The organism is Deinococcus roseus, from assembly GCF_014646895.1.
GTDB lineage: Bacteria > Deinococcota > Deinococci > Deinococcales > Deinococcaceae > Deinococcus_C > Deinococcus_C roseus.
Genome location: NZ_BMOD01000013.1, coordinates 1 through 16,364, shown reverse-complemented (window position 1 = coordinate 16,364; position 16,364 = coordinate 1). Strand labels below are relative to the sequence as shown.

Annotated in this window: 15 protein-coding genes; 5 read left to right on the top strand and 10 right to left on the bottom strand. The window is 58.8% G+C overall.

Annotated features, from left to right (window positions below; all coding sequences use genetic code 11):
- The gene (locus IEY52_RS15755) at positions 1–885 is read right to left on the bottom strand and encodes a carbohydrate ABC transporter permease (protein ID WP_189004031.1); all 885 of its coding nucleotides are present in this window, start codon (positions 883–885) and stop codon (positions 1–3) included.
- Positions 886–1,094: 209 nt separating this feature from the next.
- Positions 1,095–2,351, bottom strand: coding sequence for an ABC transporter substrate-binding protein (locus IEY52_RS15750; RefSeq protein WP_189004029.1), 1,257 nt, complete (start codon positions 2,349–2,351; stop codon positions 1,095–1,097).
- A gap of 433 nt (positions 2,352–2,784) precedes the next feature.
- Between IEY52_RS15750 and IEY52_RS15745 the strand changes: the two genes are divergently transcribed.
- On the top strand, positions 2,785–4,002 hold the full coding sequence (locus IEY52_RS15745; protein WP_189004027.1) for an ROK family transcriptional regulator: 1,218 nt from the start codon (positions 2,785–2,787) through the stop codon (positions 4,000–4,002).
- Between the two features lie 10 nt (positions 4,003–4,012).
- On the opposite strand, the gene IEY52_RS15740 is transcribed toward IEY52_RS15745, so the two are convergent.
- Both IEY52_RS15740 and IEY52_RS15735 read right to left on the bottom strand, forming a co-directional pair.
- Positions 4,013–5,128 (bottom strand): NAD(P)H-dependent flavin oxidoreductase, encoded by a 1,116-nt coding sequence (locus IEY52_RS15740; RefSeq protein ID WP_189004025.1) that lies wholly within the window; start codon positions 5,126–5,128, stop codon positions 4,013–4,015.
- Between the two features lie 118 nt (positions 5,129–5,246).
- Positions 5,247–5,891 carry a hypothetical protein gene (locus tag IEY52_RS15735; RefSeq protein ID WP_189004023.1) on the bottom strand — a complete coding sequence of 215 codons (645 nt, stop codon included), beginning with the start codon at positions 5,889–5,891 and terminating at the stop codon, positions 5,247–5,249.
- A gap of 131 nt (positions 5,892–6,022) precedes the next feature.
- On the opposite strand from IEY52_RS15735, the gene IEY52_RS15730 reads away from it, so the two are divergent.
- Positions 6,023–6,697 carry a helix-turn-helix domain-containing protein gene (locus IEY52_RS15730; protein ID WP_189004021.1) on the top strand — a complete coding sequence of 225 codons (675 nt, stop codon included), beginning with the start codon at positions 6,023–6,025 and terminating at the stop codon, positions 6,695–6,697.
- 470 nt (positions 6,698–7,167) lie between these two features.
- On the opposite strand, the gene IEY52_RS15725 is transcribed toward IEY52_RS15730, so the two are convergent.
- The 4 genes from IEY52_RS15725 to IEY52_RS15710 all read right to left on the bottom strand — a co-directional run bounded on the left by IEY52_RS15725 (position 7,168) and on the right by IEY52_RS15710 (position 10,942).
- Entirely contained in the window at positions 7,168–8,412 is a 1,245-nt protein-coding gene (locus IEY52_RS15725; protein WP_189004019.1) for a multidrug effflux MFS transporter, read from the bottom strand.
- 78 nt (positions 8,413–8,490) lie between these two features.
- Positions 8,491–9,453, bottom strand: a complete 963-nt coding sequence (locus IEY52_RS15720) for an AraC family transcriptional regulator (protein ID WP_229684836.1) — start codon at positions 9,451–9,453, stop codon at positions 8,491–8,493.
- Between the two features lie 185 nt (positions 9,454–9,638).
- Positions 9,639–10,547, bottom strand: a complete 909-nt coding sequence (locus tag IEY52_RS15715) for a DMT family transporter (RefSeq protein WP_229684835.1) — start codon at positions 10,545–10,547, stop codon at positions 9,639–9,641.
- Positions 10,544–10,942 carry a (R)-mandelonitrile lyase gene (locus IEY52_RS15710; protein ID WP_189004017.1) on the bottom strand — a complete coding sequence of 133 codons (399 nt, stop codon included), beginning with the start codon at positions 10,940–10,942 and terminating at the stop codon, positions 10,544–10,546. Before IEY52_RS15710 ends, IEY52_RS15715 begins: the two co-directional genes overlap by 4 nt.
- Before the next feature lie 380 nt (positions 10,943–11,322).
- Between IEY52_RS15710 and IEY52_RS15705 the strand changes: the two genes are divergently transcribed.
- A complete protein-coding gene (locus IEY52_RS15705) occupies positions 11,323–12,213 on the top strand; it encodes a DMT family transporter (RefSeq protein ID WP_189004015.1) in 891 nt (296 codons plus the stop codon).
- A gap of 224 nt (positions 12,214–12,437) precedes the next feature.
- Here the strand turns inward: IEY52_RS15705 and IEY52_RS15700 are convergent, their stop codons facing one another.
- On the bottom strand, positions 12,438–13,508 hold the full coding sequence (locus IEY52_RS15700; RefSeq protein WP_189004013.1) for a LacI family DNA-binding transcriptional regulator: 1,071 nt from the start codon (positions 13,506–13,508) through the stop codon (positions 12,438–12,440).
- Between the two features lie 81 nt (positions 13,509–13,589).
- On the opposite strand from IEY52_RS15700, the gene IEY52_RS15695 reads away from it, so the two are divergent.
- Positions 13,590–14,726, top strand: coding sequence for an MFS transporter (locus tag IEY52_RS15695; RefSeq protein WP_189004011.1), 1,137 nt, complete (start codon positions 13,590–13,592; stop codon positions 14,724–14,726).
- Between the two features lie 143 nt (positions 14,727–14,869).
- Positions 14,870–15,343 (top strand): VOC family protein, encoded by a 474-nt coding sequence (locus IEY52_RS15690; RefSeq protein WP_189004009.1) that lies wholly within the window; start codon positions 14,870–14,872, stop codon positions 15,341–15,343.
- A gap of 112 nt (positions 15,344–15,455) precedes the next feature.
- Here IEY52_RS15690 and IEY52_RS15685 read toward each other — a convergent pair.
- The coding region (locus IEY52_RS15685) for an alpha-amylase family glycosyl hydrolase (RefSeq protein ID WP_268239732.1) at positions 15,456–16,364 on the bottom strand (909 nt) is incomplete at its 5' end.

Sequence of the window (16,364 nt, the reverse complement as noted above, 5' to 3'; positions counted from 1 at the left end):
TCAGTTTCCTTCCCGGCGGTTGCGCCAGTAGATCAGCAGGCTCACCACGAGGCACTGCAGGGTCAGGGTCAGGGCCAGCGTGCTGCCGTACCCATATTCGCTGTACACGAAAGAGGTCTTGTACATCAGGATGCTCAGCGGCGTGGTGGCGGTGCCGGGTCCGCCGTTGGTGAGGGCCACGATGGTGTCAAAGACTTTCAGGGTCCCGTTGAAACTGAAAATCAGGGAGGCCACCATGATGGGGGTGAGCTGCGGCAACACGATAAAACGGGTGAGGTTCCAGCCCTGCGCTCCATCAATGCGGCCTGCCTCGATGGTTTCTTCGGGGATGCCCACCAGTCCGGTGAAAATCAGGATGGCGTAGAAGCCCATGGCTTTCCAGATTTCCATGATGCAGATGATCCAGAAGGCGGTGTCGGCCTGTCCCAGCCAGGGCTGGATGTAGGACTGCATTCCCAGGTTGTCCAGTAGACCGTTGACCAGTCCGTACTGCGGCGCAATGGCGAACATCTTGGAGAACATCTGCGCCACGGCCACGGTGGGCAGCACCACAGGCAGGAAGATCAGGGTGCGCACCAGCACCGAGGAGTGCTTGAGGTAGAAGTGGTACAGCAAAGCCAGCAGGGTGCCCAGAATGATCTGGCCTGCAGAGACAAACAGGGCAAATCTGGTGCCGAACCACAGGGCCTTCCACATCTGGGAGTCGTGGATCAGGCGCTCATAGTTGGCGAAGCCCACATATTTGAATCCAGTGATGGGGCTGCCTTCCTGCATGCTGAGGCCCAGGGAGGAAACAATGGGCACAAAGAGGATCACCAGGTAGAGGATCAGGGCGGGCCCCACGAAGAGGCTGATGGCTTTCCAGTCGCTGAGGGTCTTGTTCATGGGGGTCCTTGGGGGCCAGGGCTGGCCGGGGCTGAAGGGCATTGCGCCGTTTTTGATTAACTCACTTTTTGAACTTACCTGAGTGTAGTCCTCTGGTTTGCCCAAGTCAAGAGCGCAAAATCCACTGATCCAGACAGAAAACACCCCTTGAATGCTCAGGGGTGTTTTCTGGGAATCATGACTCATGAAGGTGAAATTGAAGGGAAAGATTACTTCAGTGCATTTTGCAACTGCTGCATGTACTCTTCAGGGCTCAGGTCGCCCGTGATGAGCGGCTGCACGTTGTCCTGGGAAATGGCGGTGGCTTTGGGGCTGAACAGACCCTCCCACCACAGGTAACCATTTTTGGCGGCATTCAGTTTGGTCTGGGTCATCTTGGTGAGTGCTGGAATGGTTTTGGGGGTTTTGGTGACCTTGAAACCGGTCAGCATGCCCAGGTCACTCATGGCCAGGTTGGCGTAATTGGAGAACACATGCTTCATCCAGTCGCCGGTGGCTTTGTCCAGCTGTTTTGCATTGACCCCCACGGTCAGACCGGTGTTGATGGACCAGTCGTTGATGGTGCCCTTGCCGCCCTTCACCGCCGGGATGTTGAAGAAGCCCACGCTGGCCTCCCCGATCTTGTTGCGGGTTTTGTCGTTCAGGTCACGGAGAACCCAGCTGCCCATGTAGAGCATGGCGGCTTTGCCCTGCAAGAAGGTGTCCACGGCGGTGTCGTAATCGATGGTGTTCACGCCCAGCCCGAAGTAACCCTTCTTGCCCATCTCCTGCACGGCGCGGGCCGCTTCCACAAAGCCTGCGTCGGTGAGTTTCAGGCTGCCGTCTTTCACGCGGTCCATCACGTCTGCACCGTATTTGCGGGCAGCGTAACCCCCGATCAGGCGGGTCAGGGGCCACTTCTGGTCGCCAGACGCCGAGAAAGGCTGGATGTTTCTGGCTTTGAGTTTGTCGGCTGCAGCCATCATCTCGTCCCAGGTTTTGGGTTCTTTCAGCCCATTGTCCGCAAAGATTTTCTTGTTGTACCAGATGCCTTCGATGTTGAGTTCCAGGGGCAAGCCCAGCAGTTTTCCGCCAGTCAGTTTCTTGTTGATCTGCACGGCCACCGGATTCAGTTTGCTGTAGATGCCGAGGTCCCTGAAGTAGCTTTCCAGATCTGCAGCGTCCCCTTTGGTGGCCAGCTGCGCCAGCAAACTGGGTTCATTTATGGAGAACAGGGTGGGCAGCGTGCCACTGTTGGCCAGCAGTTGCAGGCGCTGGGTCAGGTCGGTGAGCTGCGCCTGGTGCTGGTAGCTGAAGGTGGCATTCTTTTTGGCGTAATCGTCCGAGAGCATGCTGATGATCTTGGTGTAGCCCACGTCTCTGTTCTGACCCGACAGGAACACCACGGTTTTTTTCTGGGCCTCTGCGGCAGAAAAAGCGCTGACGATGAGCAAAGTGGAAAGGGCAGTAAGGCGTGCGTGTTTCATGGTTCTCTCCTCTGGGGGTGCAGGTGCGGCTGCATGCTGGGATCAGGGACCGGGATGATGGGGGTGCCTGGAGGTCCTGGGTGAAGGCGTTTGAAACGTCTGAGATGCTGGATCGTTTTCCCTCGTTGATTGCCTCAATTTGTGAAGTAACCCTAGATTAGCACCGGTTGTTCAAAAGGTCAAGCCTCACTTTGTGAACCATCCTCTGGATGAAAAAGGTGTTTGCCGAACGAAAGATGGCTGCATGGCTTGTGAAGAGTGAGGCATCTGGAGTAGCATGTTGATGCAGCCATTTGTCTGATTGGACCCTGTGCAAGGCCAATTTAAAGGCGGGCAGAACCTGACCGGGAACCAAAACGAACATGGAGTTGACCTCCATGTTCACAAAATGGTACTCTAAATTAGCTCACTTGATGAACCAATCGGAGATTCCATGACCGCAAACAAAGGCGATCCACGCGCACTGCGCACCCAGAATCGGCGAACCATCCTCAACCACATCCGCAGGCTGGGGCCCACCAGCCGCTCACAACTGGTGGAACTGACCGGCCTGAGCAGCGCAGGCATCACCGGCATCACTGCAGAACTCATTCAGGACCGACTGCTGATCGAACGCAGCATCGGAGAGGCTGGAGCCACCGGAGGCCGCCGCCCCATCTACCTGGACATCGACTTTGCGGCCCACTACGCCATTGGCATCAAACTGCGCGAAGACCGCATGGAAGTGGTGCTCACCGACCTCTCCACCCGCGTGCTGGCCCACCGCACCGAAGATTTGACCAGCCAGAACCCTCAGGATGTGGCGCTGCAAATCAAAAACATCAGCAAAAAACTCTACAAAAAAGCCAGAATTGACCCGGAAGACGTGATCGGCATTGGCATTGGCATGACCGGGGTGATCGACGCCCGCCACGGACAGGCCGTCAATGCCCCCCTGATGCAGTGGCACAACGTGCCGATCAGCCAGATCATTACGGCCCAGACGGGGCTCCCGGTGTGGATCGACAACGATGTGAATGCCTTTGCTGCCGCAGAACGCCTGTTCGGGAACGGCAAGCAGTACGGCAGCTTCCTCACCGTGGCCATCGGACGCGGCCTGGGTGGAGCACTGGTGCTGGAAGGGGACATCTACCGGGGCAGAAACGGTGGTGCAGGAGAGTTCGGGCACAACATGGTCCAGCCCGGAGGCAGGCTGTGCAGTTGCGGCAGGAAAGGCTGTCTGGAAGCCTACACTGCAGAACCCGGCATCCTCAGCATCTTCCAGGAAAAACACCCCGAAATCGAAAACCCCACCATCCCCGGAGTGGTGGAACTGGCCGCCCAGGGCCACCTCGGAGCCCGTGAAGTGCTGGAAAACGCCGGGCGTTTGCTGGGCACCCACCTCTCTTACCTGGTCAACACCTTCAATCCCGAACTGATCATCATGGGCGGAGAAGGCTCACAACTGGGACCCGCCTACTTCACCCCGCTCAAACAGGCCCTCAGACAGCAGGCTTTCGATGGCCTTGCCGATGAACTGCAGATTCTGATCGTGCCCTGGGACAAGGACGACTTCACCCCCTGGGCGCAGGGTGCAGCCAGCCTTGCCGTGCAAAGTGCTTTTGACACCGGAGAGGTCATCAAAGCAGGGACCAACCGACAGGCCAACTGAACCCACCCTCTCACCTGCTGTAGGCGGCCTGCCACTCCTGAACCAGTGTGGCCACCAGTTCACCTGCAGGCAGCGCCCTTGCCAGAGGAGCCCCCTGACCTGCCCAGTGTGCAGCATAGCCATGGTTTCCCTGACGGCTGGCCGCTGCGTGCAGCTGTTTGGCTGCATCGTAGGCCACTGGGTAATCTGGAAGAGGATCATCTGGGTGGTCTGCTCCAGCAAGAACCGCATGCATTTCATTGATGATGCCCCGGGCAGGCCGTCCAGAAAGGGCTGCAGTGATCCCGGTGTGCCAGGCTTTTTCGCTGCTGAGTTCTGCCCGGTAGGCGGCACTGGCACTGGATTCCGGGCACAGAATGAACGCCGTTCCCATCTGGACCCCCACCGCACCCAGGTCCAGTGCCGCCCGAATCCCCTGACCATCCATGATGCCTCCTGCGGCAATGATCGGCAAATGGGAATGGCTGGAGAGCAAACGCACCAGCGCAAAAGTGCCCAGCGCATCTGCCGCTTCCTGCGGTTCAAACACCCCCCGGTGTCCTCCGGCCTCCACGCCCTGCGCCACAATGAAATCCACGCCCGCCGCCTCAATTTCTCTGGCTTCTGCGAGGCTGGTGGCGGTGGCCAGCGTGATGGTTCCTGCCGCTCTGAACTGCTGGACCCATGTGGGATCTGGCAATCCAAAATGAAAGCTGACTACGGCTGGACGCTCTTCCAGCAGCATCTGCAGCATGGCCTGGTTTCCAATGAAACTGGGGTAAATCTCTTTGAGGGTGGTTGGAAGTGCGGCCTGAAAGCGTTCGAAGTGCGGCCTGAGGTGCTCGATCCAGCGGGCTTCCCGTGCAGGGTCAGGCACTGCAGGGGCATGGCAGAACACGTTCACCTGGAACGGTCCATTGGTCAGGGCACGGGTCTGGTGAATGCTTTTCCTGGCCTGTTCCACAGAACTGGCCCCCAGACCCAGTGCGCCCAGCCCTCCAGCACGGGTGACTGCAGCCGCAAGTGCCGGGGTGGACACTCCGGCCATTGGGGCCTGCAAAATGGGGTGCGAAATGTTGAGCGCTTCAAGCAATGTATGATGGGAAGGCACAATCTCTCCTGAAGGGTCTTGAGGGCGTGTGGGCATGCCACCTGCTGGCGGAACACCTTGCATTCTGGCATGCCCTGCACCCCCAGACTGTGTTGACCAGCGAAAAAGGAAGCTTCAAAAGAAGCTTCCTTTTCCCAAACCACCATTTCTGGGGTCACTGCAAAACGGCCAGGGCCTTGAGGCGCACGGGTTTCTCGATGTAATCGTAGGTGGTGACTTCAAAAGAAGTGCTGCTGCCCCCGGAGAGCATTTTGCCTCCGGGGCTCACCTGAAAGGCCATCATCACCACTTCACCGCTGGCGTTGTACCCGGTGACGTACAGTTTGTAGCGGGCTGCCTTGCCCAGTGGATTTTTCAGTTTGCCCTTGATGGTCAGCGGGGAACCAGCACTGCCCTGCAACACCAGTCCAGACACCAGACCGCGCTCCAGATAAGCAAATTTTCCTGCTTCCTCGTAGGTGAAGTCCAGGTCACAGCGGCCAATCTTGCCGTAATTGCCCTTTGTGGACACATCGTAGACGGGTGCGGTTTCGCCTGGCAGCAAATCAATGGAAGAAATGGCCCCCAGGCGCTCGTAAATCAGTTTTCCACTGGTGTCGTAAATGTGGATGCTGCCTCTGGCCCGCACAGCAAAGCCCTGGTTGTTTTTGACTTCTCCGAAGGCAGCAACTTTTCCAGTATTACTGCCTTTGCCCTCATAGCATTTGCCCTGGGTGGAAAGCTGTTGCCCCGAGGCGAGAGGCAAGGCCATGCACAGCAAAGCAGCAAAAATTCGGGCGGGTGTGAAAGGGTGTTTCATGGGTTCCTCCTGCAGTGTGTTACAAATCGAAAGTGCCAGTTTCTGGCAGAACGGTTTTTTTCTTCGATTTCATGCAGGTTAATCTGCAAACAGGGTAAAATACCTGTAACGTTTTTACCCTGAGAGGAACCATGACCACCACCCTCACCGTGCACCATCCAGACGCCGCCCGATTGCTGGTGGATTCCGAACAGGTGCAGTACCTGCTGCCCTTCATGCCCTGTGCCCGCAGCCTCACCGAAGCTGCCAGACGGCTGGGGGTCAGTGTGCCCCACTTGCGTTACCATGTGCGCAGGTTTCTGGAGCTGGGGTTGCTGCAGGTCAGCGAAACCCGCCCCAGACGTGGCCCTGCCGTGGTGTGCTACCAGAGCACCGCCCGGCGGTTCTTTGTGCCCTTTTCGGCCACCCCATACGAAAATTTTGAGGCGATGGTGCTGCGCAAGGACCTGGCCTGGCAAGCCGTGCTCAGCCGGGAGTGGACCGATGCCCGTCTGGGGCCGCTGCGTTTCGAGCAGGGTGGGGTGCGCTTTTCCAGCGACCCCGAAGGCCGTCTGGTCACCGAGTATGTCACCGGGCCAGAAGCCCCCAGGCCCAGCAAAACCCGGAATCTGCATGACCGCTCTGCTGCAAAATGGAACAGCTGGAGCACCCTCAGGCTCAGCGAAACCGAAGCGCTGGCCCTCGAACAGGAGCTGCATGATGTGTGGCACAAATACCTGCAGTGCTCTGGAGAAGGCCAGTACCTTTTGCGACTGGGACTGGCCCCTTTTGTGTTTGACCACTCTGCTCCAGAGGAGAGGGATTGACAGGTTCTGGGTTTGAAACTGAAAAACCCCCGGCAAAAGATCAGCAAAAAAAACCAAGTGTTTTTTACTGTGGTCTCCTTTTAAGCTGTTTCTGGAGAGGACACAGCACCCAGAAAGGTGCGAAATGCCGTTCTGAAGGGCTGTCCTTTCGGTTCCCCTTGCACCACTGGAGGTCAACATGAAACAGAAAATCATCACTTCATTGCTTTTGCTGGCCCTGATGGGCAGCCAGGCCCTGGCCGGGTATCAGGCCTGGGCTGGTGGCCCTCCCTGAGCCACCAGAGGATCTGATTTTGTCCAGCAAAATCCAGCTGAGCCGCCTGAAACCGAGCTGCCTGAAAACTGGAGGGCATTCTTCTGGGTTTCAGGCTTTTTTGTGCAACAAACCAGGACACAGGTTTGCTGCACAAAAAAATGGACCACAAACATCCTTTGGTGCGATGGCATCCCCGAATCCCGACTGCACGGCCTCAGTGGGACCCCACCTGCACCTCTGCCGAATCCACTTTCCCGGCATGCCGCCCGGCCAGCAGCAGCAAAACCAGGGCCACCGCTCCACAGGCGGCCAGCACGGCCAGCACAGGAGGTCCAGCCAGCAACCCCACCACGGTCCCGGAAAGTCCACCCAGCAGAAACTGCGAACTGCCCAGCAGGGCAGAGGCACTGCCCACCCGTTCTTTGACGTGCCACATGGCCAGTGAGGGCAAATTCGGCATGGTGAAGCCCATGGAGACCATCAAGAGGAAAAACAGGGACGCCACCAGCCACAGGCTCTGCACCCCCAGCACAGCCAGTGTGAGCAGCAACACGCACACCGTCACATTCAGCATTACCCCGAAAAGACCGAGCTGGAACAGGGAAAAACGCGCAAGCAAGATGCGGTTCAGTTGCGAAGCGCTCATCAGGCCCACGGCATTCACCCCGAACAGCACCCCATACAGTCCAGGGCTGACCCCCAGGGTTTCCATGTACACGCTGGAAGAGGCCGTCACGTAAGCAAACAGCACCCCGAACACCCAGCCGATGGAGAGCATGAACAGCACGTAAGGGCGGTTCTGAAAGAGCACCCCGTAATTGTTCAGGGCGTCCCTGAGCCGCACCGTCTTGCGTTCCTCGGGGCTGGAGGTTTCCGGCAAAAACACCATCAGCACGGCCAGCAGCACCCCCAGCACGGAGAGGCCCCAGAACACCACCTGCCAGGGGAAATGCGTGAGCACCATCCCACCCAGCGCGGGACCCAGGATGGGAGCGAGGCCAGACACCAGACCCAGCAGGCTGAAACGCCGCGCGGCTTCCTTGCCACTCCACAAATCCTGCACCATCGCCATGGTGATCACCGCACCTGCAGAACCCCCCAGGGCCTGCAGCAAACGGCCCATCATCAGCAGGGCCAGATTTGGGGCGAGGGCACACATCAGAGAACCCACCGTGTAAACGGCCAGCCCAACCAGCAGGGGCTTTTTGCGTCCGTACTTGTCGGTGAAAGGTCCATACACCGCCTGTCCGACGGCCATGCCCACCAGAAAAACCGCCAGTGTGAGTTCAATGCTGCCCGTGCTGACCTGCAGGTCTCTGGCGATGGCCGGAAAGGCTGGGAGGTACAGGTCCACCGTGAGGGGAGTGGCCCCCTGCAAGACGCCCAGGATCACCATGAACAGCACAGGGTTCATGGTCAGGCGAGAAGGTTGTTTTTCAGAAGGTCGGGTGTTCATCATGTTTGCTCCAGAAATCAGGAAAAATCAGGCCTGTTGACCCAGCAGGACCGGGTCAGGACGGCAGGTGGCTTTGAAGGTTCAGTTGAGGGGGCTGGTGGCTGGACCTTCGGCCCGCAGGAATGCCACATCTTTGAGGGGGGTGCGGCCAAACTGGCGGCTGTACTCCCGTGAAAACTGCGAGACACTGACGTACCCCACCTGCCTTGAAGCGGTGGTGGCATCCAGACCGGACAGCAGCCGCCGCCTGGCTTCCTGCAGCCGCAGGGTTTTCTGGTACTGCAGGGGGCTCAGGCCCGTCACATCCTTGAAGTGCTGGTGGAAGGTGGTCTGACCCATGTGCACCATCCTGGCGAGGTCTTCCATGCTGAGCGCTTCATCGAAATGCTGCCGCACATGATCCACGGCCCTGGAGATGCGCTGCACACTGGACTCCGCCTGACCGAGTGCAGCGAGCCGAATGCCCATGGGGGTGCGCAGCAACCGCAGCAGGATCTCATCCAGGATGGGGCCAGAAAGCAGCGCTGCTTCACGCGGCTCTTGCAGCAGTTCCAGCAATCGGGTGGCGGCATTCACGATCTGCGCACTGGCCAGCCCCAGAAACAAACCCCGTTCGGCAGGCATGGGGGGCAGGCCGTTGGGATAGGCACGCTGGGCCAGGTCAGCAATGTGCACGGGGTCCAGCGCCACGGTGAGGCACAGAAACGGCTCCTGCTGGGATGCCTGGGTCACCTGCGAAGAAATCGGCAAATTCACCGAAACGCCCAGCATGTGCAGCGGATCGTAGGTGAAGACCTCACTGCCCAGAAACACCGACTTGGACCCCTGGGCCACAATGCAGACTTTCGGCTGGTACACCACATGGTACAGGTCGTTGTTGATGCGGGATGCGCGGGTCACCTTCACGCCGGGAAGGGGCAACTGGAATTCACTGTCGTAAGGGGCGTGAAGCAAAATCAGTTGGGCCAGTGTTTTCAGGTCCTGGGCCTGGGGTTCTTGCAGAGGCACCTGTGCAGGGGTGAGGCTGGGTTTGCTGGGTTTCACGGCCACCATCCTTTCAGCGTTCCAGAAACCGGCGCTGGGTGTGATGGTTTCAGTGTAAGGCAGCAGGTCGGAGGTTTTTTGCCTGATTCTGCGGATTTTTCACCCGATTCTGCGGATTTTAAAACCACCTGACAGGAAAGTTTGGCAGAGATCTCGTTCAGCAGAGCGAATCCCATCCTGAACCCTCAGACCAATTTTCCCGAACCTTTGCGCCCCACTTGCCCCAGCACAGCCATGCCCACCCCGGAAAGGGTGATGACGCCCATCCCCAGCAGGGCCAATGGGTCTGGCAGGTGGTGGAACACCAGAAACCCAAAGATGCCCTCAAAAAGCAGCTGCAGATAAGAAAAGGGGGCCATGGTGGAGGCCGGAGCAAGCTGAAAGCCCAGCGTGAACAGAAAATGCCCCAGCCCTGCACACAACCCCAGCGACAGAAACAGCACGGTGGTGGTCAGGGTCAGGGGCTCTCCTCCCCAGTTGAACGCCGCCAGAACCCCGAAAACCACCGCACCCACCAGGGCAGAATTGAACAGCAAAGCCACAGGCCCTTCATGGCTCAGGCTGCGGGAGAGCAACTGATAGAGGGCCGTGCACACCGCACACAACCCGGCAAACAGCACCCCCAGGGCATCCAGGTTTCCGCTGGGTCTGGCAATCAGCAGCACCCCGCAGAACCCCACCAGGGCCAGCAGCACCTGCGGCCAGGAGAGGGTTTCTTTCAGCACCGTTCGGGCCAGAAACACCACCAGCAGAGGAGAGACAAAAACAATTGCGAGGGCCTCCGCCAGCGGCATGCGCTGCAAGGCCAGACCCAGAAAAAGGGTGGCAAAGACCAGACACAAAGAGCGCACCCCCACCGGGACAGGTTTTTTGGGTCGGTACGCCTGCGTGCCCAGTGTGGGCGTCACGATGGCCAGCATCAACAGAAGTTGCACGGTGTACCTGGCCCAGGCCACCACAGGCACCGGGTAATGGTGGTTCACGGTCAGGACTTTGGTGAGGGTGTCCAGCAAAGCCAGCACCAGCAACCCCAGGGCATACAGCCCCATGCCTTTGAAGAGGGCCTGAGGAGCAAGGGGATCTGGCCCCTTCACTGCTGCAGGTACTGTTCGTCGCTGACGTGCTCCAGCCAATCCACAGCCTTGCCGTCCAGGCTTTCCTGAATGGCAATGTGGGTCATGGCGGTGTCTGAACTTGCTCCATGCCAGTGTTTCTCTCCAGGGGAAAACCACACCACATCTCCGGGGTGGATCTCCTGGACCTCCTCACCCCACACCTGCACGAATCCCTTTCCAGCGGTGACAATCAGGGTCTGCCCGAGGGGATGGGTGTGCCATGCGGTGCGTGCTGCAGGCTCAAAAGTCACGGTGTTTCCGGCGGTGCGGGCAGGCTCCACCGGCTGAAAAAGGGGGTCAATGCGAACCTGACCGGTGAACCAATCTGCCGGGCCTTTGTTTGAGGGCCTGCTGCCAGTGCGTTTGATGTCCATGAAAGTCTCCTTTGACCAGGGTTGGGCGGTGGGTTCCAGGGTGAATTCATTGATGTGTTGCCACAGGAAACCGGATGCTTCTCCTGTTCGCTCCTGGACACCACTGTACTCGGATTGCAGCAACGGAAGTAGCCCATTTCTGCGGTGTTTTTGCCTGATCCACCGGATGCCGTCTGGTCCTTCCGTAAGCCAGACGGCAGATGTGACCCGCCGCAGGGTGCCTTAACCTGCAAACCATGACGGTTGGTCTTTACTTCATCTCTCCACCCCTGGCCTGATTTCAGGCGTCCAGGTTTGTGTCCTGACCGTCCCACGGGCGGCAGTCAGGGGCTTTCCTGTGATCTGGGGAGATGAAGCCCGTTTTTTGAAAAGGATCAACCATGAAACACCTGTCCGGGGTGCTGCTCACCCTCATTGCTGCTGTGCTGTGGGGCACAGTGGGCATCGGCGTACACCAGTTGCAAAACACCACCTCCCTGCTGCCAGAACACATTGCTTTTCTGCGTCTGGGGCTGGCTGCCCCTGTGCTGCTGATTTTCTGTCTGAAAGGCCCCTGGATGTTCACCCGGCAGGCCTTCTGGCCTGTGGTCGGCATCGGTCTGGGTCACGCCGTGTATTGCTGGGCTTACTTCAAAGCCATTCCCCTCAGTGGTGTGAGCATCGCCGTCACCGTTTCTCTGGGCACTGCACCCCTTTTGCTGGCCTTGCTGGGTCTGGTGCAAAGAACCCTCCGGCCCCGAATGTCCCTGGGTCTGGCCTTGCTGCTGGGCATGCTGGGTCTGGGTTTCCTCACGGGTCTGCAGGTCACGCCCTCTGGCGTGCAGGGCATTTTGCTCTCTGTTCTGGCAGGCGCAGGCTGGGCCCTCCTGATCCGTTCCAGCGAGCAGATCGCCCACCATCAAGGGCAAACTTTGCTGATTGGAATGGCTTTTCTGGTGGGGTCCGGTTTTCTGCTGCCCGTGGCCCCGCAACCCCCGCAACTCACTGAACTGCCCCTGTCTTCCTGGGGGATTTTGCTGTATCTGGCCATTGCGCCTTCCGCTGTGGGTTACGTGCTGTTCCAGCAGGGCCTGAAGGTCATCACCAGTGTGACTGCCGGGCTGCTGAGTTTGTTTGAACCGGTGGTCTCCATTTTGCTGGCCATGCTGCTTTTTGCCGAGAGGTTGCAACTGCTGCAGTGGGTGGGTCTGGCTTTGCTGCTGGGCATGCTGGTGATCATCACTGTGAAACAACAGGAAAAAGAAGTGCAGGTGGCCTTACCGCTGGACTGAAGGAACAGCCTTTGAAAATGCACCAGCCCAAGAAGTGCAACATTCATGGGCTGGTTTTTGAAGGCGGGATGTGGATCTTGTTGCATCCCATCTTTTGTGCCACAGGGTCTTTCAGTGGTCATCTGCCAGCACCTGAAGATGCTGTTCAGGGCTGCCTGTCGGTGCTTCTGGGTTCTGGGAAATTTTGCTGTGCAAGATGTAGGCAGCTGCCCACGAAATGTCCCTCAGAAGTTCCGGGTCGTGCCCCGCACCACCAGACGGGTGGGCAGGATCTGTTCTGCAGCAGGCACCTGTCCTTGCAACAACTGGATCAGTGCTTCACCTGCCAGCCTGCCTTTGGTCTCTGATGGCTGATGGATGGTGGTGAGTCCGGCCTGCAATGCGCTGGCTCCATCGTCGTAACCCACCACCGAGAGGTCTTCTGGGATGTTCAGACCACGGTTGCGGGCGGCTTCCATCACCCCGAAGGCCAGCTGGTCGCTCATGGTCAGAATGGCAGTGAGGTCGGGGTGGGCATCCAGCAGTTGGGTGGCGGCCAGGGCTCCGTTTTGCAGGCTGTTGTGTTCGCAGATGAAGACCGGCAGGTGTTCTGCAGGAAGCTGCAGGCCTTCCAGGTAGCCTTCCAGACGGCTGGAACTCACCCGGTAATGGCAGGTGGGAGGGTGGTTGGCCGTGATCAGGATGTCAAAGCTTTCAGGCGAGAATTTCAGGCTGACGATGCCCACTTTGTGGTGCCCCAGGTCGATGAGGTGTCTGGCCGCCATTTCTGCTCCGTGCTGGTCTTCGATGCCCACAAAAGGGAAGCCTTCCAGCCTGGGCTGGTCCACCAGCACCATCGGAACCTGCCGGACCAGTGCCGCTTGCATGCGGGGGTCGTTGTCTGCCAGGGAATACAGCACCAGTCCGTCCACATTGGCCCCTTGCACCGTGGACACCGCCGGGTGGCTGGAAGAACTGGCGGGAACCAGGAGCAAGCCCAGTCCGGCCCCTTCGGTGGCGGCAGTGATGCCGCGCAGAAACTCCGTGGAAAAGGGATCGCTGAAGGCCTGAAACAGGCGTTCTGGATAGAGCACCCCCAGGGCTCCGGCTTGCTGGATGCGCAGCGACCGGGCAGTCGGGTGGGGACCCGGATACCCGAGTTGCTGTGCCATCTGGAACACCCGTTCCCGCAGGTCTGCAGAAAGGTGGTGGGGCCGGTTGTAGGCGTTGGAGATGGTGGCAGGCGACACCCCGAGGGCTGCTGCCACGTCTTTGAGGGTGGCACGGCGGCGGGGGGTGGGGGCTTCCCTTGTCATGTGGGGACAGTGTATCATGTAAATCGATTTACAGAAAGGATTCCTCCCTTGAACCTGCGAAGCCGAACCCTCCATAACCCCATGCCTGCACAAAGTAAATCGATTTACAAAACAGCAGCACCCAGCCTCTCCTCTGGACTGCTGCTGTTCTTTCTGCTGGGCGGCACCCAGGCCCTTTATGGACCCACCCTGCAAACCATTGGAGCGGCCTTCGGACAGTCTGTACAGTCTGCAGCCCTGCTGCTTTCCGTGCACGGACTGGGCACCCTGCTGGCGGCCCTGGCCCTGGGGGTGAGGCCTTTTCTGCTGGGTCGGCAACGCATCGGAGTGGCCCTCAGCATCCTGACCGTGGGCACCTTGCTGCTGGGTTTTGCGCCTTTCTGGATGGTGGCCTTGCTGGGGGCTTTGCTGATCGGGGTGGGATTCGGCATTCTGGCGGTGCGCATCAACACGATCTTTGCAGCCCAGGGGTCCAGCAAATCCAACCTGATCAACACGGTTTTCGGGGTGGGTGCAGTGCTCAGCCCCCTGCTGACCCAGCTTCCCCACACCCAGGGAAAGGTGGTTTTCCTGCTGATGGCCCTGCTGGGTGCGCTTTTGCATCCCCTGGCCTACCGCATGCACGATGCCCAGCCTGAACCCGCTGCCGGGCAGCAGCAAACCCATCCCTCTGGAAAACTGTGGATCCTCTTCCTGGTCCTGATGGTGGTCGGAGGAGGCATTGAAGCCAGCACCTCCCTGCTGGCCAGTCACCTGGTGGCGATGGGCCAGAGCGCAGCACAGGCGGCCACGGCCACCTCGCTGTTTTTCCTCACCTTCACGCTGTCCAGGCTGGCAGCCGTGTGGATCAGTGCAAGGGTTTCCCCCTCCAGTCTGGTGGCCGGAGCCCTCACCCTCACGCTGGTGCTGCTGGTCCTGGCCTGCCTGCTGCCCTCTGCCTGGTGGCTGCTGGTGCTTTGCGGTGGAGGGGTGGCTGTGTTCTTCCCGAATGTCTTCAGCTGGCTGATCCACACCGTTCCCGGAGCGCAACACCGATCAGGCGCAGTGATGGCCGCAGCCCTGACCGCAGGAATGGTTTTTCCTCTGGTGGTCTCCCAGGTGGTGGCTGCCACAGGCGGAACCTCCCTTCCTTACGTGCTGATTGTGCTCACCGCCCTGACCCTGATGGTGGTGCTCTTTTTGCGCCGTCAGGTCAAGAACGCCACTCCAGAACCCTGAGCAGGGAACCCTCAAACATCGCCATGCAGCAGGGAAGAGGAGGACACTTCTGAATCCTCCTCTTCCAAAAAACAGCAGCTCAAGAGAACACCCCTCATGCTGCTGTCAAATGCTCTAAAGTGCTTCTTGAGGTGACCCTACGCATGAATCCAGAGCAAACCCATCCCGCAGGTGTTCAGGCCTTCGCGCATGTTGGCATCACCGTCAGTGATTTGCAGCACACCATCGACTTCTGGCAGCAGGTGCTGGGTTTCACCCTGCAAGGCACCACAGAGGTGGGCGGCCCACTGGCAGAAGACGTGACGGGCGTGCCAGGCATTCGCAGCAAAGTGGCTTTCCTGAAAAAAGACAGCCTGACCCTGGAGTTCATTCAACCCCTGCAGCCTGAAGACCGCAAGACCTACCGACCCACTCCGGTGGATGTGGGTTTCTGGCATGTGGCTTTAAAAGTCAGCAACCTGGATCAAATGATCCAGGCCTGTGGTGAATGGGGCTGGCAGATCAGAGGCAAAGTGGCGCTGGTCAAAGAAAAACCGGGTCCCGTGGGTGCGCGTCTGGTGTACCTGCAAAATCAGGATGGCACCATTCTTGAACTGGTGGAGTTTCCCGGATCCTGAATCCTCAGAAGGTTTGAAGCACCAGGATCACCTGAGCGCCCACTGCAGTTGCAGTGGGCTTTGTTGGTGTCCATACGTCAGGGCAGAGGAGACTGGCTTGAAGGTTGTGTTTTCAGCGGGCTTTGTAGATGGCGAAGGTTTTGGCGGGCAAATTCACCACCAGGTTTCCGCCACTGGCCGTGATGGTGGCAGGTGCGCCCTGTCCGGCCTGATCGTCATAGGTGGCACTTGCCATGTAACTGCGGTCGGTGGCGGGCAGGAAGGTGTTGCCACTGATATTTATGGTAACGTTACCAGATGCTGCGCTGCCATTGTTGAACACCACCACAAAACGGTTGTTCAGGTTGTTGCCCCGGTAAAATGCGAACACATTGGTGGCTCCGCCATTGGGACGCCACAGTTCCACATAACCGCCTTTCCAGAGGGCCTCGTTGTTGCCCCGGATGTAGGTGAGTTTCTGCACAAAGTCAAAAGTGGTTTTGGGGTTGCCGCCCCCTGCCAGATAACCGCTCTGGGTGGCGTTTCGGCCTGCATCGGTCCAGGCCCAGGAGGGCATGTCTTTGCGGTTGTCCGGGTCGCCCCCGCCGTACACCCCCAGTTCGTCTCCGTAGTAAAGCTGGGGAATGCCGGGAAGGGTGAAAAGGGCACCAAGCCCCATGTGGTAGCGCTTGCGGATTTCGCTTTCGGCCACACCGAAACCAGGTTCGTTGATGAAGCGCTGCACGTCGTGGTTGTCCAGAAAATTGACCTGCAACAGCGCCCGGTTGATGCCCAGGTTGGTGGTGTAGTCCTGCACTTTTGCCGCCAGAATGTCCAGGCTTCCTGCTTTGCCGATGCTGTCCACCAGGGCTTTTCTGAGTGGAAAATTGAAAGTGGAATCAAAACCTGCATCCAGGTAGGGTTTCAACTGGGTGGAATCTCCTTCCAGCCAGGCTTCGGCCAGCGTGAAGGTGTTGGGACGGGCCGCATTGATGCCAGGAATCCAGCTGGAAGACCAGTAGTTGAGGGGCACATGTTTTGC

Excerpts from the sequence above, each read along its gene's own strand:
- IEY52_RS15695 (WP_189004011.1), top strand. The coding sequence starts at position 13,590 with ATGCCTGCACAAAGTAAATCGATTTACAAAACAGCAGCACCCAGCCTC.
- IEY52_RS15710 (WP_189004017.1), bottom strand. The coding sequence starts at position 10,942 with ATGGACATCAAACGCACTGGCAGCAGGCCCTCAAACAAAGGCCCGGCA.
- IEY52_RS15700 (WP_189004013.1), bottom strand. The coding sequence starts at position 13,508 with ATGACAAGGGAAGCCCCCACCCCCCGCCGCCGTGCCACCCTCAAAGAC.
- IEY52_RS15745 (WP_189004027.1), top strand. The coding sequence starts at position 2,785 with ATGACCGCAAACAAAGGCGATCCACGCGCACTGCGCACCCAGAATCGG.
- IEY52_RS15755 (WP_189004031.1), bottom strand. The coding sequence starts at position 885 with ATGAACAAGACCCTCAGCGACTGGAAAGCCATCAGCCTCTTCGTGGGG.
- IEY52_RS15725 (WP_189004019.1), bottom strand. The coding sequence starts at position 8,412 with ATGATGAACACCCGACCTTCTGAAAAACAACCTTCTCGCCTGACCATG.
- IEY52_RS15740 (WP_189004025.1), bottom strand. The coding sequence starts at position 5,128 with ATGCCCACACGCCCTCAAGACCCTTCAGGAGAGATTGTGCCTTCCCAT.
- IEY52_RS15705 (WP_189004015.1), top strand. The coding sequence starts at position 11,323 with ATGAAACACCTGTCCGGGGTGCTGCTCACCCTCATTGCTGCTGTGCTG.
- IEY52_RS15735 (WP_189004023.1), bottom strand. The coding sequence starts at position 5,891 with ATGAAACACCCTTTCACACCCGCCCGAATTTTTGCTGCTTTGCTGTGC.
- IEY52_RS15750 (WP_189004029.1), bottom strand. The coding sequence starts at position 2,351 with ATGAAACACGCACGCCTTACTGCCCTTTCCACTTTGCTCATCGTCAGC.
- IEY52_RS15690 (WP_189004009.1), top strand. The coding sequence starts at position 14,870 with ATGAATCCAGAGCAAACCCATCCCGCAGGTGTTCAGGCCTTCGCGCAT.
- IEY52_RS15730 (WP_189004021.1), top strand. The coding sequence starts at position 6,023 with ATGACCACCACCCTCACCGTGCACCATCCAGACGCCGCCCGATTGCTG.